Consider the following 20,921-nt stretch of genomic DNA (forward strand, 5'->3'; position numbering starts at 1 on the left):
TTCTGAAGTTTACATTGCTCTTGTTATTCTTAAAGTTTCTGCAACGTCATTTAGAGTCGAACAACGCTCAATTTCCTTTCCATCTGGATTTTTTACAGACCAAAAATATCGTCCTTCCATATATGGATTCATCTCACGCCGCAAAACTACATTATATTTTTTCTCAATCTGCTGTTTTGTCATTTTCGCCTCCGATAACTTCCAACGCAACCGCCACATCTTCAATAAACTCATCTGGTATGTAGATTCCGGCCTGCATACAAACTGTGTACTGCACTTTGGCTATGTTCTCGATGGATGCACCTTGCTTCTCCATTGTCTTTGTCAAAACCTTCAGCAGATTTGCCACGCCGCCATGAGAATTGGGTCGCTTGCCGTTCTCTACAATTTGTTTCTTGGCTTCCGTTACATCAAATTTCATCTGAAACTCCCTCCTTTTGTCTCCAAACCAGAATAGGAACTGCTGGAACAGCACCATAAAGTCTCCGGTTTTATACATGGCATACTCCACATCTCCGCAATATTTTTCTTTGATAAAAGCTGTGCATATCCTGTTGGCGTTCTTGTTAAAAAACGCAACGTATTTGTCATGGCACATTTTTCTTGGCTTTGTCATGCCGATTAAATATGTGTCAAACCAACCAAATTCGCCGTTCACAAAATCCTTGTATGGATTCGGCTGATACTCTCTTGTATCGCATTTAAGGCGAATCAGGGGCGGATTATGCGCTTCAACAATAGGTCTGCACAGCTTTTTCAAAGCACTTTCACACACTCTTTCAACCATGCCGCACTCCTTATTCAATTTTTATTCTTTGGAATTTCGCGGCAGATTCGCCGCATTTATCTGATGTATCTTGTAGAATTGTTGTTTATTTTCTTCTTTTAATTCTTTTTCTTTTTTTCTTACTTCCCAAAAATTTTCCGTTTGCTGTTATCGGTCTTCCGTAAATAAACAGATTGAAGTTTTTCCGGCTCATGAATCTACCCCTTCTTCTAGCAATCCCTTGAACTTCTCAAACATCTTCTGAGATACCTTATTCCCTGCCTTTTCCGGTTTAATCTCCACAATCAAATGCTTATCCATGATGTGGGATAACTCTTTGGCAAGCATTTTCTTTCCTTGCACTACACCATCATAATACCCTCGCGGCGGCTTTCTCTCTCCCAATTCTTGCTTGCCTGCACCTCCGCCAGTATCTTTGTTTCTGGACTGGTAACCGTTCTTGGCATACAAAGTGATATAGTACCGTTCCATTTCATCCAGTTCTTCTTTTGGAAAATGCATAAAATTCACTTGCCATCCACCTGGGTTATCCTCCGTAAAAAACTTGTGTTTGCGTATGCTAAGGTCTATATGTTGATAACCTGTCATGTGTTGCAACATACGTTGTTTGATATGTAGTGCCTGTCCTACATAAGAAAACTTGATTCCAGTTTCAGTATCGACTCGTGTTAGGAAATAGATTCCGCTACCATTATCTAGTTTCGGATTGACAGAAAGAAGTATTTTCTCGTTCTTTCGCTCTATTGATTTGACCTTTGCGATATTCTTGTATTTCTGATTCATCTGCCACCTCAATTCTTAAATCTGGATATTTGCAATTCTGCCCGCCTTTTGAATAATGCAACAAATTCCAGTAATCAACATTGTATTTCCTTGCTATATTCGCAACCGTTCCAACTTCCCCGTTGACTTTTATAAAATGATTATTTCTTTTGTTGTTTGCTTGGACAAATTTATCCACCCATCTGCAATTATCTGGAGAATAGCCCTTGTCATTATCAATTCTGTCAAGAGTCAATCCATCATAATATCCATTCGATAATGCCCAATTTGAGAAATTTAAAAATCCATCTACTCCAATCCATTCATTACAAACCGTTATTCCGCGGCCACCATAATCGGAATATTCACTGTTATTTTCTCTATTGCATCTATTACACATATTGCAATAGGTATAATATAATTTCGTTCTACAAAGACCAGTTTTGTAATTGACTGAGCTGATTTTTTCTGCATTTAAACACCCACATGATTTTGTATGTCCGCTCCTTAAATGCGTGCCCTGAACAATCACTTGTTTTCCGCAATCGCATTGGCAAAGCCACATCATTCTTCGCCTTCCAATAGTTCCTTCGCATTTCAGCACCGTAAGTCTGCCATATTTTTGACCGGTTAAATCTATTTTGGGTTTGTTCTTTTTGTTAAGACATCCACAAGATTTTGTTCCGTTTTTCGTTGCAACTCTACACGCAGGAAGATCAACTATATTCCCGCAATCACATTTAAATTTCCAAATAGCGCCAATTTTAGACTCCATTTCAACAAATTCAAGTGCAGTTAGCATATTAAATTTTTGCCCCGTAATATCTTTAAAATTACCATGCATACTTCATCCCTCGCTTTGGCTTTTGCTATGTTCTTTCTAACATTCTGGTTAATTTGTACCACTCTCCTTCATTCTCTTTCCTCGTAGTCGCAGCACCAATCTCCGTAATCGGTATAATCAGTGTAATTATCACTCAAATCATTCACACAAACCCACTCTCCATCATCGTCTGTACGATGGAAACGACATGTTCCGCAACACTCTTTATCCATTCTTATCCGCTCCCTTCAATATTTCGTCAATGCAAGTGTTATATCCTGCCCTCAGTACTTCTTCCAAAACGTCCCTTGGACTGCCTACTTCCCCAGTCAAATGTTTCTTCTCTAGCATCGGCCGTATCGGACACCAATTTGGTTTCGCATTGTAGCAAAACTTTTGTTTTACATCACACCATAAATTTTCTCCGTTATTTTTCAACGAAACATAATCACATTCAGCACATATTACCGGAATATCATCCACTACAATAATTCCTTTTGCCATTAGTCCGCACCTCCCTTAAATTCCCGTTGCTCCGGCGGCGTTTCCAGATATCCCTCCGTCCGTTTCTGCTCTGTCACTAACCCTTTTAAACGTCTTAGAAACGGCTTGTTTTTTTCGCTACTACCGAATTCATGTATTGTTTCCCATAACGCCATATTATCCCGTTCCTTACGCCTGTCTTGCGTTTCCTGCCGCCATTGTCTGGCAAAATAGAAAAGAGTTTTGTCTGGGCAATCTTCCAACTTATGTACCAGCTCATAAGTATGCTTGTTGAAGTAATCAACCTTACCTTTGGAATTGTTGTATTCTGTGTGAGATTGCGCCACTAAAGCCAGAAATGCTTCTATAATTTCACTTGGCTTTTGTTCCAATTATTCATCACCTCCAAACCCTCATCATTCATAATCACATTCATTTCCCGAGCAATATTCCGTCCCGTTTTCCCATATATCAGCCCCAACCTCTTTAATGCGCTCCAACCTGTCGGAAAGATTTCTAAACTCCTCATTCAACTCGCCCAAATAAACCTTTCTTTGTTTGATTTCTTCCAAAAGCTCTTCGTTTTCTTTTTCAAGATTATATCTTGCAATCCGCTTCATGGTGGTAGGGTCGAGTTCTGCAAGTTGCTCGCCTATATGAATAGAAGCTGTATATTTGATGTGTGGGACCATCACTACTTTTTTAGAATAGTCTTCCAGTGAAGATATATCGAATTCCTCGAACTTTATCTCATCAGGTATAAAAGACAAAACTTCAAAGACATGCATTTCTTTATCGTCATATATCAAAATTTGCATATTTACCTCCTAGGCAAAAGGCAGTTCATCGTCTATCCCATCCGGAATTCTCATAAATCCTGATGAATCAACCATGCTCTGCTGTGAAAAAGATTGCGGCGCGTCCTGTAGAACCGGATTCTGCGACGGCGTATAATTCCCTTCGCTTTTGCTTTCGCAGAAATAGTGCTCGCTGACAAGACATTCATTTGTATAAACCTTCTGTCCATCGCGGTTCGTGTAAGAACCGGTCTGCCATGAACCAACTATGACTATTTTCGTTCCCTGATGCAAATGCATTTGGGCAAATTCCCCTTGTTTTCCAAGACACACACAGTTGATGAAATCCGCGTTCTGCTCTCCACCCTTCTTATATCTTCTGTCTACTGCCAGCGTATATCTGGCAATCGCAGTTGGCTTCTCACCTGTAGAATATCGAATATCTGGATCCCTTGTGAGTCTCCCCATTAAAATCACTTTATTGATAAGTCATTCCTCCTTTTTTCCATTTCTTTCAGTGCAGCTTCGGCGGATTCTGGGGTAAGGAATATGGTTTTTCCAAATTCATCAAAGGCTTCGTACGATTCTCCCTCTTCAGTAAATACCTTTGCGACCCATGTTTTTCTTATTCTTGAGTATTCCAGCCCTATGCAACGACCCACATAAATTTTATTCTGGAAATCTATGGGAAGATATAAAACATCTCCAACATTACACGGCAATTCCAGAAGTCTGCCGTCCTGCTCCAAATCCTCATATCTTTTCAGTTCCTTCATCTTTGGAATCAAATCCCGGCACAAGGCTGTAATGTCTGTCTGCCCCGTAAATAAACGGTCATTTTTATGCTTGTCCGCCTCATATTCAAGTTGTCTGATGATTGTATCTATATCCATTGTCTACCTCCCATTCAATTTTCTCTCCACACTTTGGACAGTAATTCCACCGTTCTCGTAACTCATAGTTACATTGCCCACAGGTGTATCTATCTCCAAAATGTTTTCTAAAATAAGTCTGTACTTGCACTTTTACTGGTTTCAACTCACACCTCCTGCAAATCAATCTACATAGTCTGTAAACTCTTCCTTACAGCACAAGCATTTTACCGTCTGTCGCTCTACAATTCCGCTAGGAAGAAATTCATATACAAATTGTTCTCCGGCTGTTGCATGGGTTTTGCATTTTTTCTGATGGTTTTTAACCCAATTATCAATTCTTTTACTTGTTTCAAATTTCATCTCATACCTCCAAAATTCCACTCTCTAAGAAATAAAACAATGTTCCAACAATAAATAGTGGATAAAATATATGAGTAAATTTATATATGAAATTTTCTTTCGATTTAACCTCCGTGTCCAATCCCTCTAGAAAGAACAACCACGCAAAACACATTGAAAATATCGCCAATAATTCGTTCATATTTCCTCCAAATTCTCATTAACCCACCGGATAACCGGAATGTTCATATCCAGATAGCGATACCATTTGACACCGCCGAACATTTTCAAACGTTTAAAGGCTCGCTCTTTTACATCTAGATTTTCGTTTAAGAGTTGAATAATATACTCAGGATTTCTCCTTAACTTTCTCTTGATAGGCTTTACAAAATCACTCGGGCAAAGACTTGGAGTGTACGGCATGAAAAGCTGTTCTATCACGAAATCCTCTATCTTAACGGCTTCAATCATGTTTCATACACAATCTTTCGTAATAATTAGGGAATTGATTTTCCGCTTCTGGGTCAACGTCTTCCGGATACAAACAGTAAACTGAACCACCTTTGGTTTTCGCCTCTTTGTAGTCCCCCTTATCATTTATCTCCACAATTCTGGAAGTAGTTATAGGGTCTCCGTCATTAAATCTCTGATGACCATATGCATTTCCTTGCAAATAATAATAGAGCAGCTCCGGCGGATACCAATCATTATTTGACGCAAATACTGACCAATTTTTTAGCCTTATCATAAAATCCCAAACCTCCTGAATATCTGCCCGAACTCTCCAAGCGTGTCTAACATTTTATCCTTAGCTCGCTCATTTTCAATCCGTTTCCGCATCTCTTCTTCCGGCATGTCCATGTATTCCAAAAGACGTTGTACCCAGTTTTTTAACTGCCGAATTTCCTCTTCTGCTTCCTGGATCTCCACATTTCTCTCAATTAGTGTTAGCGAAAGGGAAGCATTCTCCCGTTCCAGTTCCCGAATCTCTTTTCTGAACTTTGCCCTCTCCCGCTCAAACGCAAGGTCTTTTGCTGATTTCTTGTTTTTCATGGCTAATCTTCCTCATCATAAATATAAATTCCAATCTGCTCTCCCAACCAATCAAGTCCTTTCCGGTTGAACCAATAAGAACGATAATCTGGTATTCCATGCACTTCTCTTGAATCCATATCCATATATCCCGCTTCAACAAGACCATCCAAATCCTTATCATTACCGGAAAAATAATTTCTGTATGGCTTGTAATATTTCTTTCCATGCCTTGTATATAAGCGACCTCGATTCCCGCCATTCATTCTAAGTCCGATAGTATGTAAGACTTTCTGACGTAGAGTGCATACTGTTATTCGCTTTCCATCATCTTCAAAATGCACATATTCCTGTTCCGGCAAAACTATATCTATCATGTGCCCTCCTTAAAACAAACCTCATAATTCAGACCGGTTTCCACCAAAATCTTGTCAATCGTGCTTTTGACCGGTTCTGTTTTTCCATTTAGCAGGCGGCACATAGTAGAAGAAGGAACTCCGCATTTCCTAGCGAACTCACGCAGGCTTAAACTATGGTCAATCATGTATTTTTCGATTACTGGGTATTTCACTCTTCATCAAACCTTCCTGATTTACTCTGACTTTCAATTATTTTATTCAATACAAATTCGTACTGTTCTCTGGGGATACACACAAATTCGTATCCTTCACTACTCAGAACATAACTGCCGTTGCATAGCATCATCTCTTTTACAGAATCTATGATTTCCTGACCGGTCATTGTTGACGGAATCCCAATCGGTCCTCTTGGATCACCCATGCATGGCTCGCACAGTTTTGCAAGTTCCTCACTCATGCTTACTGTACAAGTCGCTGTTTTTCCGTACTTTTTACAAAATAATTTCATCTCTTTCCACCATTTCTCATACCACACAATTCCTTTATTTTCTGGTTCGTCGGCTCCACAATCTGATTAACAACATCGTTTTCATACTGTTCCCGCCACACCTTTTCTCGCCGCCAGAATGGAGCCTTTCTTACTTCTTCCAGAACCCAAATACAGATCATTGCTTCAAGCATTCCCCAACAGCCGTCACAGGCTCTTTCATTGCACCATTTGACAAATTCTCTATATTTCATCTCAGCTCAAACTCCATTCCGGTTTCTCATCCGGCTCAATATCGCTGTCATATTCGCTTTCGGTGTCCATGATAATATCAACGAATCCCCGTCTTAAGGTCATTAGAAATACTTCAAATTCACTCAGCCCACGCAGAGAATTTATGTCGCAGAAAGTTTCACCTAAATGACGGAGATTCCATTTTTCTTCTGTCTTGTACTTGTAAAGTTTGATTTGACAATTCAAATCTTTGTCCTCGTCGCAGGTAAACTTCACAACGCAATCATCAAAAGAGGAATTGAACCAACCCTTATCTTCATGCTCCACTTCCATCTGCGCAGTCACATGATCGTAATACGGTTCCCCATCCTCGCAGTGTGCTTCCAAGTCATCCGTATTCACATTGGCGGCAACGTGTTTACAGTATTCCTCAAAAATCTCTGACAGTTTGATTTCTTTCTTTTCCGGTTCCCGCATCAATCCACGGAAATTCTCCAGAATCTTTTTGTTGTCCTCCAGACTTGTATTGTTCACAATGTCTGTCAGAACGGCATCCAACTTCACGATATACTGATTAAAACCGTGTCTTTCGATTACCGGAACAATGACTTCATTCAGCCGTTCTTCAATCATCTTTCTGCCCTTACCGCTATATCGGAACACATCTTCAAGTGCGTCTTTTACAGCCTTTTCTATCTGCTGTTCCACCAACTTCTCCACGGTTCCGTCAGTCAGCTTTTCATTTACTGCATTGGCAATTCTTTCTTCTAAATTCATCTTAAATCCTCTCTTCCACGCGTAATGACGTTTTCAAAAATTCTATTATTATCCCAACCTTGATTTATTCGCCATCTTAATGTTTGATATTTTATTCCTGTAATTTCAGACCATTCACGGACAGTATGTATTTCACCGTTATATTCAATTTCTTTTTCTGAAAACTTTTTGTATGGAAAAGTCGCTGCTCTATCTATACTCCACCCTTTTTCGATTCTAGTCCTAAACTGTGCTTTCGGAATTTTGAATATTTCCGATATTTCGTCCGCAGTATAGAGATTCCCATTTACCTCATATTTTTTCAGCCCCTTTCCTGTTATAAATTGTTCATCGTTACATCCACTTCTATATCTGCTACAAACTGTACTTCTGTTCACATCATATTTTTCGGCAGCTTCAGAAATAGTCATTTTTCTTCCAGATATACAAATCTTAATAGTATTTCTTCTGTTGTTAGCTTGCTCCTTTGCGGTTGCCCATCTACAATTTTCCGGGCAATAATTCCCATTTACATCTATGCGGTCTATTGTTAATTCCTCTGAATATCCATTGTCATAAGCCCAACTTCTGAAATTCTTGTAGCCGTCATTTCCAAGCCATTCATCGCAAATTGTTATTCCTCTTCCGCCGTAATAGCTGTATGCCTCTCCATTTTTATTAAAACAACGACGTTTCATTCCTAAATAAATTCTATACAGTCTTTCGTCTTTTCTCCTAACCTCATCTTTTGCTGTTCGTGGAAGACAGCCGCAACTTTTAGTTCCTCCTATTAATGATTTTCGTGAAATTGTTTTCTCGTTACCACAATCACATCGACACAACCATAACGAGCCAATGCCTGTTTTATTTCCTGCATACCCAATGACTTTTAACATGTGAAATCTTTTTCCCGTTAAATCCTCCACTTAATCACCACCATTCAAAACGGAAATCTACTTAAATGTATGATTTTATTATTTTCTGCCACCGCCACATTGCACCACTGGCCCGCAATCTCCTGAATCTCTTTCTGCACAATCTCCGGGTCTGCACCATCTGCTGACAAATGGCAAAGAATCACGTTCCGCATATCCGGCGTTCTATTTACCCGAATGATTTCCTTTACCGTGGACAAACTGGAATGGCCCTGCAGCACATGAGCGTATTTACCGGAATCCCGGTCAATTAGCCAGTCCATGTGATTGCATTCAATCAACCATTGTTGAACACGCATAGAAGAGAACCGGAACGGGAGGTATTCAAAGTCTGTGGCATAAATCAGCCTTCCCATTTCCTCATGCTCTACTAAATAGCCAAAGTTTGGACACGGGATAATCTGTCCGGTTTCTTTGCTTTTGGTGGTGTGCGGCAGATAAAATGGTGTAACGGCAAAGGAGCCAATCTGCACCTGCCGTTTCTCTGCAAGTCCTTTGATTTTTTCTCCGTATACTCTTTCTATGTATTCCGCCAACTCATCACAGCCGAAACACTGGACGCCATTTCGCATGAAATCCCGGAAACTCTTTATGTGGTCTTGGTGTTCATGGGTCAATAACACACCAGAAATATCCGATATGCGATAATCAATGGCTTTCAAAATCTCCTTATATCTGCACCCGGCATCTAAAAGGAAGATTTCTCCGCTGTCCGCCATCAGCGCATAAGAATTTCCGGCCTGTGAACCTGTATCTATTACTTGCAAGAACATATGAGCCACCTGCTTTCTGAGCCAAATTCTAATTTACACTTTCGTAAATCTCTTTAATCTCAACTGCTTCTACTTCAAAATTCGGATTCCGCCAACTGCTTTCAAAGCTACTCAGAGCTTTATTTTTACTCAAATAGGTTTTTACCGCAGTATTTCCGATATTATTCACCGGCTTAAATGTATAGTTTCTAGCTAATCCACAGAATATTTCCGTTCGGCTTTTCCGCATAATAACCCATCGTGTGCGCTCAATTTTTAATCTCATTTTTCTACACCATCCTCTTTTACTTTGGATTCTAAAAAATATTTCCAGACTAATGAACAATCCGTATCGCATATTTTTTCTAACGGACACTTCTCACATTTTTCAAAAATGATATTCATTATATCTGCGAGTTTATCTACATTTAGCATCTCGGTCCTCCTCCCGGATATCGTAAAGTCGGCTTATTAAAACCTTTTCTAATCTCCCATTACATTCAAGCAAGGCATATGTGCAAAACAGTCCATTCACAAAATCAACTATTTTATGTTCCTGTGTGTTTAAAACACACGTTTTGCAATCCGGCATTTGAGAAGTATCTCCACTAAGAGTTTCCCATGTATCAAAACACATTCTGCATTGCGAACGTGAAGGACGAACTTTACAAACTTTCATCTCAATCCTCCGCTGGCCGCTGAAGCCATTCAAGACAGCACTGTATGCAACCATCTTTATTGCATACAGTGGGTTCCGTATCGAAAGGACACATAATAATCTCCGCCAGTTCTTCATCTTTCATGTCACGGATTTTACCTGCATTTGTTCTCTTCGGTAACTCCCCTGTCAACTGACACGGTGTTGCGCCACAATACGATTTTCCTTTCACTACAGTCATGTGGGGGCATATACTTTCTGGGTATTTACAAACACTCATACTTCGTCCTCCTTCGGGAACCGGAAAACAATATTCATCGGTTCAATTTTTACGTTTTCTTCTGTATCAAATACAGTAATAAAACCAATCCCCTGTCGCATACTTTCTTTCAGTCTTTCTTTCACATCTACGTCTTTTCCAAAATCCGCATTCCGCATATACAGCATTCCGGTATAGCACTCATGTAACATCTGCATAGCTTTCTGGGCTTGCTCTAAAGACGTATATTCCGCCGCTTTAAACGGTTGTCCTGTTCCTGTACAAACAAAAATATTATTGTCCATTATTTCTACTATTACATTTTCAAACGGAAAACTATATTTTCCATTTTGGCTTATCAATCTCATAGGTTATTCCTCCGGCATAGTAAATGTTCTCCATTTTCTTTCGTAGGCATTACAAATTCCGTCCAATACTTCCGTGGCTCTGCCCTTGCTTCCATATGTACCTAGCGCACAATTATCCACCAGATAACCGCTAAACCGCATTGTTAAGAAAGCCGTTCCATCTGATTTTTCCACTATTGAAATGCCTTTCATTTTGTCTGTGTTGCATATACAAGCTCTGTCCTGAGTTCTAATCAGCATTTTCTTCCTCCATTCGCTTTATCTGGCGGTCAAGTTTTTCCTGAATAATCCCGTCAAACCCGTTATCATTTACTGCCAAAAAGAATTTCATCTGTTCCAACATGATTTCCATATCAGCAATTTTTTCAACCAGATTCCAGTATTCTTCCGAATCCTCCGGCATATATCCGTCCCAAGGATTACACAGGTGCTTTCCGCACTGCAAATCTTTCCGCCAGTATTTATTCATGGCCTGAAACAGTTTACCGATCTTTTCAGTAAGCTGTCTTGTCTGCGCTTCATACCCATAATTCTGGGCGATTTTCCGAACCTTTTCTAATTGTTCTGCTATCACGGCAATTCCTCCCTCATTAAATCGTAGAAAAACAGTTCCTCGTTTTCCGGTATCGGGCACTCATCTTTCCATTCGATAAAGCGAATATGCGCCCATTCGCCATTCCGGTTGAAATCGCCCCAATTCAGGTCGTCCTTGATTCTTGCATCCACATTTAACCGGAAATCTTTGAGACCGTTCTCTTTGATAAAACGTGTCAAGTTTCCAAGCATCGCAATGTCCTTGTCGCTGTATTCTTTGTGAATGGTATATGTAACGCCATCTACTTCTTTAAGAAGCTGTGTATCAGACCACAGCCTCCCGGCCCGGTTATATGCCGTATACAGAAACACCTTCCCTTTGAATCCAGAGTTCCGGATCCGATGTAGAAATTCCAAACATCGCTCAGAAATCAGCATCGGTTCTCCGCCAGTAATGATGATTTCTTCATATTTTAAAAGTTCATTGAACATCGGGATTCTGTATTCATCAACCATTCTTTCATTGCAACATCCCGGACATTTTCTGTTGCAGTTAAATGTTACGATGACTCGTGCTGTTCTTTTCATTTCTCCGAAACCTCCATTTTATTGGAGGAGGAAAGTTCCCCCTCCTTGTTCAAAAAATTACTCTCCCGTAACCACTGCATCTGCGCCCTGAACAGTTACCCAACCATGCTCTAGTCGCGCTTCCGCTTCTTTCATGTCAATAAGATTCTCAGTAATGGAACTATTAATCATATTGTTGGCGTCTGCTTCTGCCTGCGCTGCAATCCTTGTCTGTTCAGCAGAAGCCTCCGCATTGATTCTCTTTACTTCAGCATCGGCCTCTGCCTGAGCTTTGTTGGCCTCTCCCTGCGCGATCGCTGTCTGTTTGTCCAGTTCTGCTTTCTCTGCGTCCTGCTTCGCCTGCTCTTTTGCCTGAACCTTCTCCTGTAATGCCTCGTCCAACTGAACATCAATAATCAATGCAGATGCTACGTTGATTCCGTATTCCTCATTCAGCTTGCTATTCAGATATTCGGTGATTTCCTGGCTGACCTCTGCTTTCTTGTCGCTGTAAATATCCATTACTGAAAATCGAGGTGTCACTTCTTTTATGTAGGCAATGATGGAATTTTGTACCATACTGTCTACGATTGCTTCTCCGTCCATGCCGTTAAATTTTGTATACAGACTAACGACACGGTCAGGGATGAAATTATAATTGATAGTCATATTAAGCTTTACGCTACCGCCGTCCGTGGTAGCATCTACATGCCAGTCTGCATGTTCCTTCTCGTTATAATCACTTGGATTATTACTTAAAACAAGTTGCTGCTGGCTTACAGGATAAGTCTTCACTTTTGCAGTGGGACCTACAAAATGCATTCCTGGACCTAACGTCTCTTCCTGCACTCCTTCTCCGTATGTCCAAACAACACCAACTTCTCCCTGTCCAACGCCCTTAAGGGATTTGATCGTAATTCCACCGCCAATCAATGCTACAAGTACAACGACTATAATTAACGCGATCTTCTTCATTCATCTTTCTCCATTTCTTCTTTTATTTTTTTCTTCACTTGGTCATAGACAACATCCTCAACATCAGATGTTTTATCTTGCTTCTCTATAGATCGAAGGACTTTGCTTCCAATCCAGATAACCAACAGCGCCGCAAGGGCTACGGCAATGCAAGACACTAAAAAAATGAACCACATTCTTTAAACTCCTCCATAAAATTTTTTTCTCATATCTATCATCTGGTAACGCTTGTTCAATATGGTCGAACTGGTTCATGCAACGCTCTTTCTATGCTCCAACCGTATCTCCGTACTCTGGCATGGAATACTGCGTAGTTGATTCCATATTCTTTCGCCCATTGTGCTAGTGGTTTTGATTCTCCATTATATTCAAGAATGACATTCGACCTTGTATTAAGTGCCTGCTGAGGTAGTGGTATCCAACAGCAATTTTCTGGACAATAATTCCCATTTACATTCTTTCTCTCAATCGTCAAGCCATCTGAGTATCCATTGGAAAATGCCCACTTATAAAAATTTTCAAATCCATTTTCTCCTAGCCATTCAGTGCAAACAGTAATACCTCTTTCGCCGTAATTTTTAAAAGCATTGCTATTTTTATTGAAGCATCTTTCTTTAATACCTTTCCATTCTTTGTAAATTCTCGTTTTGCTCATTCCGTGCTTTTTGTTTTTTTGAGCTGAAACATCAGTTCTCAAACACCCACACGATTTTATCAATCCTCTTTTTAAATGTTGCGGAAGAACCTCCGCAGTATTTCCGCAATCACATTTACATTTCCAATAAAAAATCTTTCCCTTTTTCATGGGGGAAACGGCAACCAAACGACCAAATCTTTTCCCGGAAATATCATCAAATATAGCCTCATGTACTCGCTCTCTCTGCAAGCATCCACAACTCTGAACTTGTTTTCCCCTTAAACCGGATGTCGAAACAACGGTCTCGTTTCCGCAATCGCAAATACATTTCCACATATATATTTTTCTTCCTTTGGGCGTTATATGCGGGATTGCTTTTTCAATAACGGTTAATCTACCATACTTTTGCCCTGTTAAGTCCATATAATAAGCTGGGATTTTAACCACCTTCTTTCATTAACCGTGAAATCATAAACGCCATGTTCCATGTCCTTACGAATCTGTTCAAGCGTTCCTATCATCCTTTACTCCAAAATCATCTGACCAAACAGCCGTTTTTCTTCTTTTGTCAACAGGTGAAGAACCAATGATAAGTCAAAACAAAATCCATCGTCTTTCATTTCCATACCTCACTCTCTAACCACGTTTTCATGTTTCGGTACAACTGAATGTAATACCCAACGTGAGATTCCAACCAACTGCTTCCAATCTCCTGCGATATATGATGAAGCAACATTCCTATCGCTTGTTCGTCTACTGGTACTGCACCGGCAAATGAATTTAACATCTCAAAATTTCTCATTCAAAGTCCCGAACTTTCACTTTCACAATCACTCTACGCCCCATGCGGTCAAGCATATCTACCGCAGGCTTACAGACCAATCCTTCCATGTCCGCCGTTCCAATCGTAGACTTCGGTTTACCTTTTACAAAATCAACTGCCTCCTGCAATGTTCCTTTAAGGATAACTGGAACAATATCAATCCCAAAAGTTCTTGCAATGTCCTCCAGCGCTTCCCGTTTCAACCATAAATTCTGTTCTGGCAGATATACGTCAAAGAGGATAAAAGATACATCTGAACGGTAATTACCGCCGCCTTTCTGGATTTTTGTTCCATATCCTTCTCCGAAAAGAATTACCGGCATTTCTCCAAATTTCTGTTCAAACAGTTCCTCGTTGGTTTCGCCGCCAAACATTTCAATCAACTTATTCATCAAATGCGTTGGAATCTGCGTTCTTTCTGCTCTTCCTTGATAGGAGACTTTGTGGCCGTCCCATACAATTCCGATATTCGTGCCGTCAATCTTCTCGGTGCAAATCCACTGATTGTTTTTTAGGAACTCAACTGTTTCGTTTCGGTATTTTCCCTCAATCAGTTTTTTGCTACCCTCCACGTCTCTTTCAAAGATGGTTTCTATTTTTGTGTATTCTTTCATCTCATAGCCCTCCATTACACATACAAAATCGGCGGAACCGGAATTTCCCGCCCTATCGGTCTCCATAGATGCAGGCAGTTCGGCATAAGGTTCACATAGTCGCTCTTTGATGGGTGAAGTTGCATAACAACCTCATCCTCTTTCCAAAACATGTCCTTTATTTGGCACATCTCATCCCAATCAGGACAACGGTTCGCCGGACAAACGGAAACGTGTTCCCAGCCACCGCCCCAACTTGCGATTACCGTGCAATGGCGTAATCCTGTCATATGCAGGAATCCTGAAATTCCGTCAATGGCTGTCTGCTTGATTTCCAGTTTGGAATTGGATTTGATTTCTTCTAATGTTTTCATTGCTCCACCTTCCGATATTCATACTCACCGTTTACCCAGCCATCTTCAAAATCCGGTTCTTCTTTCTTGCTCCCGACGAGTACAGCCCTGTCTTTTACATCCGACCAATCCATGTTGTTTTTCGCCCAGTCTGCAAATTCAAAATCGTTAGTATCGAACCAGTAAATCATTGCGTCATAGTTCTCCTGATAATCCTCGCCACGGATTTCATAATGCTTTGCATAGTTGTCAGCGATAACTTCCGCCGGGACACCGTACTGGTCGCCGTTTGCCATTGTTACGATATATAAGCGTTTCATTCCATTTCTCCCTTATAGTTGAATTGTGCAACAACTCTACAACCACATAATTCCAATAAATCATGTAGGTCAAATTCTTCCAAATCGTGTTCGGGTTTTATCTTTTCGCTGTGAACAAAGATTTGTCCGTCAATTTCTGCCGCATGAATCATTTGTTTAAGAATATTAATCATTTCTTCTACTGCAAAATTGAAACCATCCAAATTATCCTTATTCATTCCAGAAGTACAAGTTTGTCTGGTGTCATTTATTGCCTTTTCTAACATTTTCGGGATGTTACAAACCGTAAACATCATTTCCTCGTTCACTAAATCACCTCCATCATCGGTCTTACATTGCTGAAATATTTACAATTTACTGGCGGTAAATTTTCGATTTCTCTTGCCATCTTATTGAGATATTCTAATGTCGGTTCCTGCACCGTATTGAATGATATAACCACCGCAAACCCAACATTTTCAACTCCTGCCGCCGCTTTCATAATTCTGTCCGTCCTTATATCTCGTTGCGTGGCTCTGAATCTCACAGTATGCATATTTTTTCCTTTCAAATCCCGGCAGAACCATATCACGTTCACTTATTAGCCCAAACTTTCAGCCGCCGGAAAAGTGTTTATCCTACTTTCTGCAAAAACTCTGTTGCGAAACCTCCCGATTTGCCTTTCAGCAATACCACCTCAGACCCACATAAATTCCACGGTTCAGAGCGTACCTCCCAAACCTTGTCTTTATATTTCTCTGCTTCTAAGCAATTTACCATAACCACTTTATCTCCTGGTTTTAACATCACATATCACCCGCCTTCATGAAATCTGGCAAGGGCTGTTCCTTCTTCTCCGCCGGAATTGGCTCTTTCTGCTTCTGTCCTGCGGTCACATCGGCAACCGTCTTGGGTGCAGGCTTTTCCTCAATCTGCGGCGGTTCGGGAACGAATTCTTCTGCATTGCCATTTTCGGCAATCTCCTGCTGCACTTCCCGATACAGCGCATCATCAACCGTGTAATAGGTTCGAGCCACTACAGAACTTCCAAAGTCTTTCGGAATCTTCTTCATAATGTTGTTCCGCATTTTACGGATAATCATGGATTCCTGGGACTGGTATTCCGACCACGACGGAGAGATAAACGGTTTCAACTCATCACAGGAAAGAATTGCTTCAACATCTGCCAGTTCCCGAATCTTGTCCATGATTTCGCGCTTCTTAGCCGCAATCTCCTGCTTCTGCTTATCGGTTGCCTTGTATCTGTCAGCGCAAATTCCGAAGGTTTCATTTTGCATGTTCTGATTGATATGAGCTGCCAGATTCTTTGCTACGTCTGCACGCTCAGCGATATGGTACTCAACATGGCCATCTGTGTATTCAATCGGATATACTACCTTCACAACCTTGCCTTTTCCGCTTTCTTCCCATTCCGGCGGCGTGACTTCAAGCCCCTTCCGCTTCGGCGGGATAAAAGAATCTCCTTCTCTTACTGCCCAATAGGTATAAACTTTCTTGACATTTCTACCGTATCTGGCGGTCAGCGCGTCGTAGCCGTCTCCCTCAATGTTAAACTCAATCTTCTTTTCCCATTTTGCAGGCTGTCCCTTAGCCGCCACGTTCACATTCCGGATCTGGAAGTAGCACTCTCTCGGAACAGCATTAGCGTTCAGTTTCAGACGGGCAACTGACAGCAAGATGTCATTCATGTTGTTTGGATTGATGGTTGACGGGTCTGCGCCGGAATTATGTACCATGCTGATAATTTCTCCCATCGCCGCCACAACGCAATACCGGGAATAATCATCGAAAGTATCTCCGTCCTCCGCAATCTGTTTCTGAATCATCGGTACATAAGCCTTTAAATACTGGTTCAGCCCTGTGCTGTATTCTTTGTTTGCTACCTGTGTCTCTGACATAATTCTTAGTCCTCCTGACGTCCTAAAATTTTGTTGAACAATGTATCGAAAAGCTCTCTCTTTACTTCCTCTAATTTTTTGTCAAGTTCTTCTTCTGACATAAAGGCCAGTTCAAACGCTTCACGCAAAATTTCTTCTGAAAAATGGTCTTTTAGATTTTTTGTCAAAACGGTGTATTCAGTGAGAATATTATTTCCCTTTCCTACAATCTCAACTTGTCCTTTATTGCATTTAATCATTGTTACTCCCCTTTCTTACCTCCACGCTCAAATCACATTCTTCCGCCTTCATGAAAATAATCTGTGTGTCAATCCCATCAAGCATATGCAAAGTTTTAGAAGTCATTCTCTCGCTGTTATCAATCCAGATTGGAACTCGAATATCGTTCATCTTCTGGAAGGTGTAACAAATATCCAAATCAATCAACGCCTTTGCCCCATCATTGAGCCGCCGCCCGTAAGCCGTTCCGCAGTAAGTCGGTTCGCAAACTTCCTGATAATCTCCGTTTACCTGCGGCTTGAACAACTGCCACTTTGTAAACATGAACAGCGAATTGATTTTCTCGGTCAGCATATCGCATTTGGCTTTCTGAAAGGCTTTCAGCAAATCCAGTTCCTTTTGCGTGTCTGCAATCCTCTGTGAGAGGTTTTTCTGCTCCTGCTGAAGCTCGGCAACCCTGTCCTGTGCGTCATGCGACTGCTTAATCAACTGCTGATACCAGACGATCTCAAAAACAGCCGCGTTCCGCTTACTGGAAATCTCTCTGCGCTGTTCCTCGCCGTTGTTCATCTGCTTTAAGGCTTCTTCCTGTTTGGTGCTTTCGGCGGTAATGGTCTGATATTCTGCATTATCGGACAGGTCAACAGAATCCGGCAGTTTGGATAATTCCTGTTGCTTCGCTGTGATTTTGATAATAAGATCAGCAATGCGCCCCTTTATCTCAGCAATTTTTTTCTCCGCATCCGCCTTGGCGTTCTGCGCTTTTTTGAGATCTACGGCAGCCTTATTACCGGCTTCTGTAATCATTTCAAGGCGCTTGCTTTTCGTTTCTTCATGCTGATTCTTTAAATTTTCCTGTCTCTGAATGCGAATATTTTTGTTCTCCTCAAAATCATCACGTACCTTTTGTGCTGCTTCTTCTGGGAGATTTTGTCCGCAGGTCGGGCATATAAGTGAACTTTCGTCAAATTCTTCTGATTGGATAGACTTCAATTCCGTTTCATCAAATTCTGTCTCTGACCACCTTTTCCAATCCTCCTGCGCTTTCTTTAAATCCGCTTCATGCCGCTGAATTCCCATTTCAGCGTGTTTCAAATCCATCTCAGCCATACGTAATGCGTTCTCAGCATCACGCTTCTTTATCTGCAAATCGGCAATTTCATCATTTAGCACACGTTTCTGCTGGACCAGCCCTTCATTTACCTTGCGAACAATCTCAGACTGTTCAAACTTCAAGTCCAGAATATCCCGGCTGGCTTTATCATAAGCCGCAATGCTGTCATTCAGCGCCTGCTCCTGCCTGTCCAGCTCTGCAATCTGCTCTTTCAGTTCGTTAACGGCAAGTTCATACTCCGCCACGTCGCAGATTCCTTTGCTGGCTTCATCAATCCGGGGCTCTATATCTTTTAACTGTTCTTCAAGTCCTTTATGGTTTTTGTCCCCTTTTAAAATAAATTTCGCTCTCTTTATCAATTCTTCAATAGTTCCGTTCTTCAACATATTTTTAATAGGAAGAAACTTTTCATCAGTAGCAATAACGTCATCATTTGAATAGTCGGGAATCATATCGAAAAGCGTTTTTCTACGCTCTTCCTTATTCATTTCAAAAAATGCAACTGCACTGGAGCATATCCGAAAAATCTTGCTTGGCACATACGATTCCCAAAATTCCAGATAGCCCTTCTCTTTCTTTGGGATTTCATTAATCATATAGTCATTGCTGTTTCCCTTGAATTTCCCAGTTTTCTTTTCGTACATCTGTGACTGGATTTTCCGGACTCTTTTTTCCTCCCCGTCAATATCCAAAACTGCAGTCACAGTAATATCGGTGCCGTCGAAATCCTTTCCATTTTCATCATGCGGCCGGATGCCGTCCGCTGCGTTGCCGTTCATCAGTTTGTTGGTCAACGCCCAACTGTATGCGTCTCCCAGTGTGCTTTTCCCGGACTCATTGCGTCCTTTAATTGTAGTCCGATTTCCGAAAACCACATTCCGAACAAACCCATATACATTTCCGAAATTCTCCAGACAGAGAGATTTAAGCATTATTCTTTTCATTTTCTTCCTCCCTCTTAAGCATTAAATATAATTGTGAAAGAGATGCGGAATTAGTCGTGTTTATCATACCTATGTAACGATTTGCCACTTCATATCCATCTTTCGATTTTTCCCTTCTTGCATGTTCAAGAGCAATTCGTATTGCTCTTTCAACATTTGTACTCGAAATTTTACTTATTTTTGCTATCTCTTTGTAAATTTCTGTAAATTTAGGGTACCTCCATTCTTCTTTGTCCAATAGAAGAATGGCCTGTGTGATATATGCGAACCCCTTTATATTGGCTGGTATTCCCATCTTTAACAGTGCATCCTCAATCTTTTCCTTCTTCATTCTTTTTCCTCCATTTTGTTAATCGAGACTTCATAAGCCGTCCTTACTTCTCTGTCTGTTTCTGAATATCTTTTAAGATATTCCCGGCTTTGTATTCTTCCGGAGATCAATATATGTTTCCCTACTTCAAAAGACGATGCATACCGGGCGTTTCTTCCCCAACATATGCAGGGAATATAGTCTGATTTTCCATATGGACGGTTCACAGCCAACAGAAAATCTGCAATTTCTCTTCCCAGAGGTGTCTTTCTGTAAACCGGTTGCCTACAGATATAGCCGTCAAGGACTATTTCATTAATTTCTATTGGGTCTCCTTCTTCCGCAAATTTCAATTCTTGGGCAAAAACGGTTAAAATCAACCGATTTCTATTCCCGTTATGGAAATTATAAGAACGGAATTCTCCATTCACCTGAATGTACTCTCCCTCATAATCCTGTGTCACATCCATCAACCGTTCGGAAACCATAAGCGGTACCCAATCCTCGTAACCGCTTCGTCTTTTCACCATTAAATCCAGTTTGTAAAACCTTTCGCCAAACTTCTTGTGACTATAGGCAAATCCCGAAGAGATTTTGCCGGATAAGAACACTTTGTTATTATTATTTTTCTTCATCTTTTCCTCCTCTTGTATCTTGTATTTCTTCTATTTTTATAAAAATTGCAAGTCCTATTAAAATAGAAACACTTGCACTTAAAGCCAGAACTCTTACGGCATCCTGTCCTGTCATTTCCCAAAACACAAGAAATGCAATTATAAATACACCTATGTAGGACATTGCCCCTAACAAATATAAGAACATCCTGTTTTTTTGCATAAAAATATCCTCCTGCTAAATTGAAATTTTAAATTCCAGTGCAGAGGTAAATTCCACCATACTTTATTTTTTGCAGATTTTACAGGAAATT

The 20,921-nt window shown here is 40.7% G+C and carries 41 protein-coding genes; all 41 read right to left on the reverse strand.

What is annotated here, in order from left to right:
• Positions 1 to 9 precede the first annotated feature (9 nt).
• Positions 10 to 183 (reverse strand): hypothetical protein, encoded by a 174-nt coding sequence (locus tag B5F53_RS19870; RefSeq protein ID WP_162610589.1) that lies wholly within the window; start codon positions 181 to 183, stop codon positions 10 to 12.
• On the reverse strand, positions 164 to 787 hold the full coding sequence (locus B5F53_RS11595; protein WP_087223554.1) for a hypothetical protein: 624 nt from the start codon (positions 785 to 787) through the stop codon (positions 164 to 166). The genes B5F53_RS19870 and B5F53_RS11595 overlap by 20 nt, the downstream gene beginning before the upstream one ends.
• A gap of 189 nt (positions 788 to 976) precedes the next feature.
• Positions 977 to 1,570 (reverse strand): hypothetical protein, encoded by a 594-nt coding sequence (locus B5F53_RS11600; RefSeq protein ID WP_087223556.1) that lies wholly within the window; start codon positions 1,568 to 1,570, stop codon positions 977 to 979.
• Entirely contained in the window at positions 1,479 to 2,393 is a 915-nt protein-coding gene (locus tag B5F53_RS19630) for a hypothetical protein (protein ID WP_140398241.1), read from the reverse strand. The genes B5F53_RS11600 and B5F53_RS19630 overlap by 92 nt, the downstream gene beginning before the upstream one ends.
• A 204-nt stretch (positions 2,394 to 2,597) precedes the next feature.
• A complete protein-coding gene (locus B5F53_RS11605) occupies positions 2,598 to 2,876 on the reverse strand; it encodes a hypothetical protein (protein WP_087223558.1) in 279 nt (92 codons plus the stop codon).
• Positions 2,876 to 3,247 (reverse strand): hypothetical protein, encoded by a 372-nt coding sequence (locus tag B5F53_RS11610; protein ID WP_087223560.1) that lies wholly within the window; start codon positions 3,245 to 3,247, stop codon positions 2,876 to 2,878. Before B5F53_RS11610 ends, B5F53_RS11605 begins: the two co-directional genes overlap by 1 nt.
• A 24-nt stretch (positions 3,248 to 3,271) precedes the next feature.
• The gene (locus B5F53_RS11615) at positions 3,272 to 3,673 is read right to left on the reverse strand and encodes a hypothetical protein (protein WP_087223562.1); all 402 of its coding nucleotides are present in this window, start codon (positions 3,671 to 3,673) and stop codon (positions 3,272 to 3,274) included.
• Between the two features lie 9 nt (positions 3,674 to 3,682).
• A complete protein-coding gene (locus B5F53_RS11620) occupies positions 3,683 to 4,138 on the reverse strand; it encodes a single-stranded DNA-binding protein (protein ID WP_087223564.1) in 456 nt (151 codons plus the stop codon).
• Positions 4,126 to 4,545 (reverse strand): hypothetical protein, encoded by a 420-nt coding sequence (locus B5F53_RS11625; RefSeq protein WP_087223566.1) that lies wholly within the window; start codon positions 4,543 to 4,545, stop codon positions 4,126 to 4,128. Before B5F53_RS11625 ends, B5F53_RS11620 begins: the two co-directional genes overlap by 13 nt.
• 162 nt (positions 4,546 to 4,707) lie before the next feature.
• Positions 4,708 to 4,887 carry a hypothetical protein gene (locus B5F53_RS11630; RefSeq protein ID WP_087223568.1) on the reverse strand — a complete coding sequence of 60 codons (180 nt, stop codon included), beginning with the start codon at positions 4,885 to 4,887 and terminating at the stop codon, positions 4,708 to 4,710.
• 177 nt (positions 4,888 to 5,064) lie between these two features.
• Positions 5,065 to 5,307, reverse strand: coding sequence for a hypothetical protein (locus B5F53_RS11640; RefSeq protein WP_140398242.1), 243 nt, complete (start codon positions 5,305 to 5,307; stop codon positions 5,065 to 5,067).
• 22 nt (positions 5,308 to 5,329) lie between these two features.
• Positions 5,330 to 5,614: a hypothetical protein gene (locus B5F53_RS11645; RefSeq protein ID WP_087223574.1), complete on the reverse strand. Its 285-nt coding sequence runs from the start codon at positions 5,612 to 5,614 to the stop codon at positions 5,330 to 5,332.
• Positions 5,611 to 5,919: a hypothetical protein gene (locus tag B5F53_RS11650; RefSeq protein WP_087223576.1), complete on the reverse strand. Its 309-nt coding sequence runs from the start codon at positions 5,917 to 5,919 to the stop codon at positions 5,611 to 5,613. The genes B5F53_RS11645 and B5F53_RS11650 overlap by 4 nt, the downstream gene beginning before the upstream one ends.
• 2 nt (positions 5,920 to 5,921) lie before the next feature.
• Positions 5,922 to 6,275, reverse strand: a complete 354-nt coding sequence (locus B5F53_RS11655; RefSeq protein ID WP_087223578.1) for a hypothetical protein — start codon at positions 6,273 to 6,275, stop codon at positions 5,922 to 5,924.
• Positions 6,272 to 6,469, reverse strand: coding sequence for a helix-turn-helix domain-containing protein (locus B5F53_RS11660; protein WP_087223580.1), 198 nt, complete (start codon positions 6,467 to 6,469; stop codon positions 6,272 to 6,274). Before B5F53_RS11660 ends, B5F53_RS11655 begins: the two co-directional genes overlap by 4 nt.
• A complete protein-coding gene (locus B5F53_RS11665) occupies positions 6,466 to 6,765 on the reverse strand; it encodes a hypothetical protein (protein ID WP_087223582.1) in 300 nt (99 codons plus the stop codon). The genes B5F53_RS11660 and B5F53_RS11665 overlap by 4 nt, the downstream gene beginning before the upstream one ends.
• Positions 6,762 to 6,998, reverse strand: a complete 237-nt coding sequence (locus tag B5F53_RS11670; protein ID WP_087223584.1) for a hypothetical protein — start codon at positions 6,996 to 6,998, stop codon at positions 6,762 to 6,764. The genes B5F53_RS11665 and B5F53_RS11670 overlap by 4 nt, the downstream gene beginning before the upstream one ends.
• A gap of 1 nt (position 6,999) precedes the next feature.
• Positions 7,000 to 7,755 carry a hypothetical protein gene (locus B5F53_RS11675; RefSeq protein ID WP_087223586.1) on the reverse strand — a complete coding sequence of 252 codons (756 nt, stop codon included), beginning with the start codon at positions 7,753 to 7,755 and terminating at the stop codon, positions 7,000 to 7,002.
• Positions 7,752 to 8,660: a helix-turn-helix domain-containing protein gene (locus tag B5F53_RS11680; RefSeq protein ID WP_242970306.1), complete on the reverse strand. Its 909-nt coding sequence runs from the start codon at positions 8,658 to 8,660 to the stop codon at positions 7,752 to 7,754. The genes B5F53_RS11675 and B5F53_RS11680 overlap by 4 nt, the downstream gene beginning before the upstream one ends.
• A 14-nt stretch (positions 8,661 to 8,674) precedes the next feature.
• On the reverse strand, positions 8,675 to 9,442 hold the full coding sequence (locus B5F53_RS11685) for an MBL fold metallo-hydrolase (RefSeq protein WP_087223591.1): 768 nt from the start codon (positions 9,440 to 9,442) through the stop codon (positions 8,675 to 8,677).
• 28 nt (positions 9,443 to 9,470) lie between these two features.
• A complete protein-coding gene (locus B5F53_RS11690) occupies positions 9,471 to 9,707 on the reverse strand; it encodes a hypothetical protein (protein ID WP_087223593.1) in 237 nt (78 codons plus the stop codon).
• Positions 9,704 to 9,856, reverse strand: a complete 153-nt coding sequence (locus B5F53_RS19875) for a hypothetical protein (protein WP_162610590.1) — start codon at positions 9,854 to 9,856, stop codon at positions 9,704 to 9,706. The genes B5F53_RS11690 and B5F53_RS19875 overlap by 4 nt, the downstream gene beginning before the upstream one ends.
• 499 nt (positions 9,857 to 10,355) lie before the next feature.
• Positions 10,356 to 10,706, reverse strand: a complete 351-nt coding sequence (locus tag B5F53_RS11705) for a hypothetical protein (RefSeq protein WP_087223599.1) — start codon at positions 10,704 to 10,706, stop codon at positions 10,356 to 10,358.
• 3 nt (positions 10,707 to 10,709) lie between these two features.
• Positions 10,710 to 10,946: a hypothetical protein gene (locus tag B5F53_RS11710; RefSeq protein ID WP_087223601.1), complete on the reverse strand. Its 237-nt coding sequence runs from the start codon at positions 10,944 to 10,946 to the stop codon at positions 10,710 to 10,712.
• Positions 10,936 to 11,280 carry a hypothetical protein gene (locus tag B5F53_RS11715; protein WP_087223603.1) on the reverse strand — a complete coding sequence of 115 codons (345 nt, stop codon included), beginning with the start codon at positions 11,278 to 11,280 and terminating at the stop codon, positions 10,936 to 10,938. The genes B5F53_RS11710 and B5F53_RS11715 overlap by 11 nt, the downstream gene beginning before the upstream one ends.
• A complete protein-coding gene (locus tag B5F53_RS11720; protein WP_087223605.1) occupies positions 11,277 to 11,828 on the reverse strand; it encodes a 4Fe-4S cluster-binding domain-containing protein in 552 nt (183 codons plus the stop codon). The genes B5F53_RS11715 and B5F53_RS11720 overlap by 4 nt, the downstream gene beginning before the upstream one ends.
• 57 nt (positions 11,829 to 11,885) lie before the next feature.
• A complete protein-coding gene (locus B5F53_RS11725; protein ID WP_087223607.1) occupies positions 11,886 to 12,782 on the reverse strand; it encodes an SPFH domain-containing protein in 897 nt (298 codons plus the stop codon).
• Positions 12,779 to 12,958 (reverse strand): hypothetical protein, encoded by a 180-nt coding sequence (locus B5F53_RS11730; RefSeq protein WP_087223609.1) that lies wholly within the window; start codon positions 12,956 to 12,958, stop codon positions 12,779 to 12,781. Before B5F53_RS11730 ends, B5F53_RS11725 begins: the two co-directional genes overlap by 4 nt.
• A gap of 56 nt (positions 12,959 to 13,014) precedes the next feature.
• Positions 13,015 to 13,866 (reverse strand): hypothetical protein, encoded by an 852-nt coding sequence (locus B5F53_RS11735; protein WP_204246932.1) that lies wholly within the window; start codon positions 13,864 to 13,866, stop codon positions 13,015 to 13,017.
• Between the two features lie 351 nt (positions 13,867 to 14,217).
• Positions 14,218 to 14,856 (reverse strand): RNA ligase family protein, encoded by a 639-nt coding sequence (locus B5F53_RS11740; RefSeq protein ID WP_087223614.1) that lies wholly within the window; start codon positions 14,854 to 14,856, stop codon positions 14,218 to 14,220.
• Between the two features lie 14 nt (positions 14,857 to 14,870).
• Entirely contained in the window at positions 14,871 to 15,209 is a 339-nt protein-coding gene (locus B5F53_RS11745) for a DUF7694 domain-containing protein (RefSeq protein ID WP_087223615.1), read from the reverse strand.
• Positions 15,206 to 15,508 (reverse strand): hypothetical protein, encoded by a 303-nt coding sequence (locus B5F53_RS11750; protein ID WP_087223617.1) that lies wholly within the window; start codon positions 15,506 to 15,508, stop codon positions 15,206 to 15,208. Before B5F53_RS11750 ends, B5F53_RS11745 begins: the two co-directional genes overlap by 4 nt.
• Entirely contained in the window at positions 15,505 to 15,816 is a 312-nt protein-coding gene (locus B5F53_RS11755; RefSeq protein WP_087223619.1) for a hypothetical protein, read from the reverse strand. Before B5F53_RS11755 ends, B5F53_RS11750 begins: the two co-directional genes overlap by 4 nt.
• Positions 15,816 to 15,989, reverse strand: coding sequence for a hypothetical protein (locus B5F53_RS19880; protein WP_162610591.1), 174 nt, complete (start codon positions 15,987 to 15,989; stop codon positions 15,816 to 15,818). The genes B5F53_RS11755 and B5F53_RS19880 overlap by 1 nt, the downstream gene beginning before the upstream one ends.
• 131 nt (positions 15,990 to 16,120) lie before the next feature.
• Complete coding sequence (locus B5F53_RS19885) at positions 16,121 to 16,297, reverse strand: hypothetical protein (protein WP_162610584.1); 177 nt, start codon at positions 16,295 to 16,297, stop codon at positions 16,121 to 16,123.
• Positions 16,294 to 17,406 carry a hypothetical protein gene (locus tag B5F53_RS11760; RefSeq protein ID WP_087223621.1) on the reverse strand — a complete coding sequence of 371 codons (1,113 nt, stop codon included), beginning with the start codon at positions 17,404 to 17,406 and terminating at the stop codon, positions 16,294 to 16,296. The genes B5F53_RS19885 and B5F53_RS11760 overlap by 4 nt, the downstream gene beginning before the upstream one ends.
• A 5-nt stretch (positions 17,407 to 17,411) precedes the next feature.
• Entirely contained in the window at positions 17,412 to 17,645 is a 234-nt protein-coding gene (locus B5F53_RS11765; RefSeq protein ID WP_087223623.1) for a 50S ribosomal protein L29, read from the reverse strand.
• A complete protein-coding gene (locus B5F53_RS11770) occupies positions 17,638 to 19,683 on the reverse strand; it encodes a hypothetical protein (RefSeq protein ID WP_087223625.1) in 2,046 nt (681 codons plus the stop codon). Before B5F53_RS11770 ends, B5F53_RS11765 begins: the two co-directional genes overlap by 8 nt.
• Positions 19,664 to 20,014, reverse strand: a complete 351-nt coding sequence (locus tag B5F53_RS11775) for a sporulation initiation factor Spo0A C-terminal domain-containing protein (protein ID WP_087223627.1) — start codon at positions 20,012 to 20,014, stop codon at positions 19,664 to 19,666. Before B5F53_RS11775 ends, B5F53_RS11770 begins: the two co-directional genes overlap by 20 nt.
• A complete protein-coding gene (locus B5F53_RS11780) occupies positions 20,011 to 20,628 on the reverse strand; it encodes a single-stranded DNA-binding protein (RefSeq protein WP_087223629.1) in 618 nt (205 codons plus the stop codon). Before B5F53_RS11780 ends, B5F53_RS11775 begins: the two co-directional genes overlap by 4 nt.
• A complete protein-coding gene (locus B5F53_RS11785) occupies positions 20,615 to 20,830 on the reverse strand; it encodes a hypothetical protein (protein WP_087223631.1) in 216 nt (71 codons plus the stop codon). The genes B5F53_RS11780 and B5F53_RS11785 overlap by 14 nt, the downstream gene beginning before the upstream one ends.
• Positions 20,831 to 20,921: the final 91 nt, after the last annotated feature.

This window comes from Blautia sp. An249, from assembly GCF_002159835.1.
Taxonomy (GTDB): domain Bacteria; phylum Bacillota; class Clostridia; order Lachnospirales; family Lachnospiraceae; genus Blautia_A; species Blautia_A avistercoris.

Bases quoted from the DNA above. Each gene is read 5' to 3' on its own strand.
- B5F53_RS19870 (WP_162610589.1), bottom strand. From the start codon at position 183: ATGACAAAACAGCAGATTGAGAAAAAATATAATGTAGTTTTGCGGCGT.
- B5F53_RS11595 (WP_087223554.1), bottom strand. From the start codon at position 787: ATGGTTGAAAGAGTGTGTGAAAGTGCTTTGAAAAAGCTGTGCAGACCT.
- B5F53_RS11600 (WP_087223556.1), bottom strand. From the start codon at position 1,570: ATGAATCAGAAATACAAGAATATCGCAAAGGTCAAATCAATAGAGCGA.
- B5F53_RS19630 (WP_140398241.1), bottom strand. From the start codon at position 2,393: ATGCATGGTAATTTTAAAGATATTACGGGGCAAAAATTTAATATGCTA.
- B5F53_RS11605 (WP_087223558.1), bottom strand. From the start codon at position 2,876: ATGGCAAAAGGAATTATTGTAGTGGATGATATTCCGGTAATATGTGCT.
- B5F53_RS11615 (WP_087223562.1), bottom strand. From the start codon at position 3,673: ATGCAAATTTTGATATATGACGATAAAGAAATGCATGTCTTTGAAGTT.
- B5F53_RS11625 (WP_087223566.1), bottom strand. From the start codon at position 4,545: ATGGATATAGATACAATCATCAGACAACTTGAATATGAGGCGGACAAG.
- B5F53_RS11630 (WP_087223568.1), bottom strand. From the start codon at position 4,887: ATGAAATTTGAAACAAGTAAAAGAATTGATAATTGGGTTAAAAACCAT.
- B5F53_RS11645 (WP_087223574.1), bottom strand. From the start codon at position 5,614: ATGATAAGGCTAAAAAATTGGTCAGTATTTGCGTCAAATAATGATTGG.
- B5F53_RS11650 (WP_087223576.1), bottom strand. From the start codon at position 5,919: ATGAAAAACAAGAAATCAGCAAAAGACCTTGCGTTTGAGCGGGAGAGG.
- B5F53_RS11655 (WP_087223578.1), bottom strand. From the start codon at position 6,275: ATGATAGATATAGTTTTGCCGGAACAGGAATATGTGCATTTTGAAGAT.
- B5F53_RS11665 (WP_087223582.1), bottom strand. From the start codon at position 6,765: ATGAAATTATTTTGTAAAAAGTACGGAAAAACAGCGACTTGTACAGTA.
- B5F53_RS11670 (WP_087223584.1), bottom strand. From the start codon at position 6,998: ATGAAATATAGAGAATTTGTCAAATGGTGCAATGAAAGAGCCTGTGAC.
- B5F53_RS11675 (WP_087223586.1), bottom strand. From the start codon at position 7,755: ATGAATTTAGAAGAAAGAATTGCCAATGCAGTAAATGAAAAGCTGACT.
- B5F53_RS11685 (WP_087223591.1), bottom strand. From the start codon at position 9,442: ATGTTCTTGCAAGTAATAGATACAGGTTCACAGGCCGGAAATTCTTAT.
- B5F53_RS11690 (WP_087223593.1), bottom strand. From the start codon at position 9,707: ATGAGATTAAAAATTGAGCGCACACGATGGGTTATTATGCGGAAAAGC.
- B5F53_RS19875 (WP_162610590.1), bottom strand. From the start codon at position 9,856: ATGCTAAATGTAGATAAACTCGCAGATATAATGAATATCATTTTTGAA.
- B5F53_RS11705 (WP_087223599.1), bottom strand. From the start codon at position 10,706: ATGAGATTGATAAGCCAAAATGGAAAATATAGTTTTCCGTTTGAAAAT.
- B5F53_RS11710 (WP_087223601.1), bottom strand. From the start codon at position 10,946: ATGCTGATTAGAACTCAGGACAGAGCTTGTATATGCAACACAGACAAA.
- B5F53_RS11720 (WP_087223605.1), bottom strand. From the start codon at position 11,828: ATGAAAAGAACAGCACGAGTCATCGTAACATTTAACTGCAACAGAAAA.
- B5F53_RS11725 (WP_087223607.1), bottom strand. From the start codon at position 12,782: ATGAAGAAGATCGCGTTAATTATAGTCGTTGTACTTGTAGCATTGATT.
- B5F53_RS11730 (WP_087223609.1), bottom strand. From the start codon at position 12,958: ATGTGGTTCATTTTTTTAGTGTCTTGCATTGCCGTAGCCCTTGCGGCG.
- B5F53_RS11740 (WP_087223614.1), bottom strand. From the start codon at position 14,856: ATGAAAGAATACACAAAAATAGAAACCATCTTTGAAAGAGACGTGGAG.
- B5F53_RS11745 (WP_087223615.1), bottom strand. From the start codon at position 15,209: ATGAAAACATTAGAAGAAATCAAATCCAATTCCAAACTGGAAATCAAG.
- B5F53_RS11750 (WP_087223617.1), bottom strand. From the start codon at position 15,508: ATGAAACGCTTATATATCGTAACAATGGCAAACGGCGACCAGTACGGT.
- B5F53_RS19880 (WP_162610591.1), bottom strand. From the start codon at position 15,989: ATGAAAGCGGCGGCAGGAGTTGAAAATGTTGGGTTTGCGGTGGTTATA.
- B5F53_RS11760 (WP_087223621.1), bottom strand. From the start codon at position 17,406: ATGTCAGAGACACAGGTAGCAAACAAAGAATACAGCACAGGGCTGAAC.
- B5F53_RS11765 (WP_087223623.1), bottom strand. From the start codon at position 17,645: ATGATTAAATGCAATAAAGGACAAGTTGAGATTGTAGGAAAGGGAAAT.
- B5F53_RS11770 (WP_087223625.1), bottom strand. From the start codon at position 19,683: ATGAAAAGAATAATGCTTAAATCTCTCTGTCTGGAGAATTTCGGAAAT.
- B5F53_RS11775 (WP_087223627.1), bottom strand. From the start codon at position 20,014: ATGAAGAAGGAAAAGATTGAGGATGCACTGTTAAAGATGGGAATACCA.
- B5F53_RS11780 (WP_087223629.1), bottom strand. From the start codon at position 20,628: ATGAAGAAAAATAATAATAACAAAGTGTTCTTATCCGGCAAAATCTCT.
- B5F53_RS11785 (WP_087223631.1), bottom strand. From the start codon at position 20,830: ATGCAAAAAAACAGGATGTTCTTATATTTGTTAGGGGCAATGTCCTAC.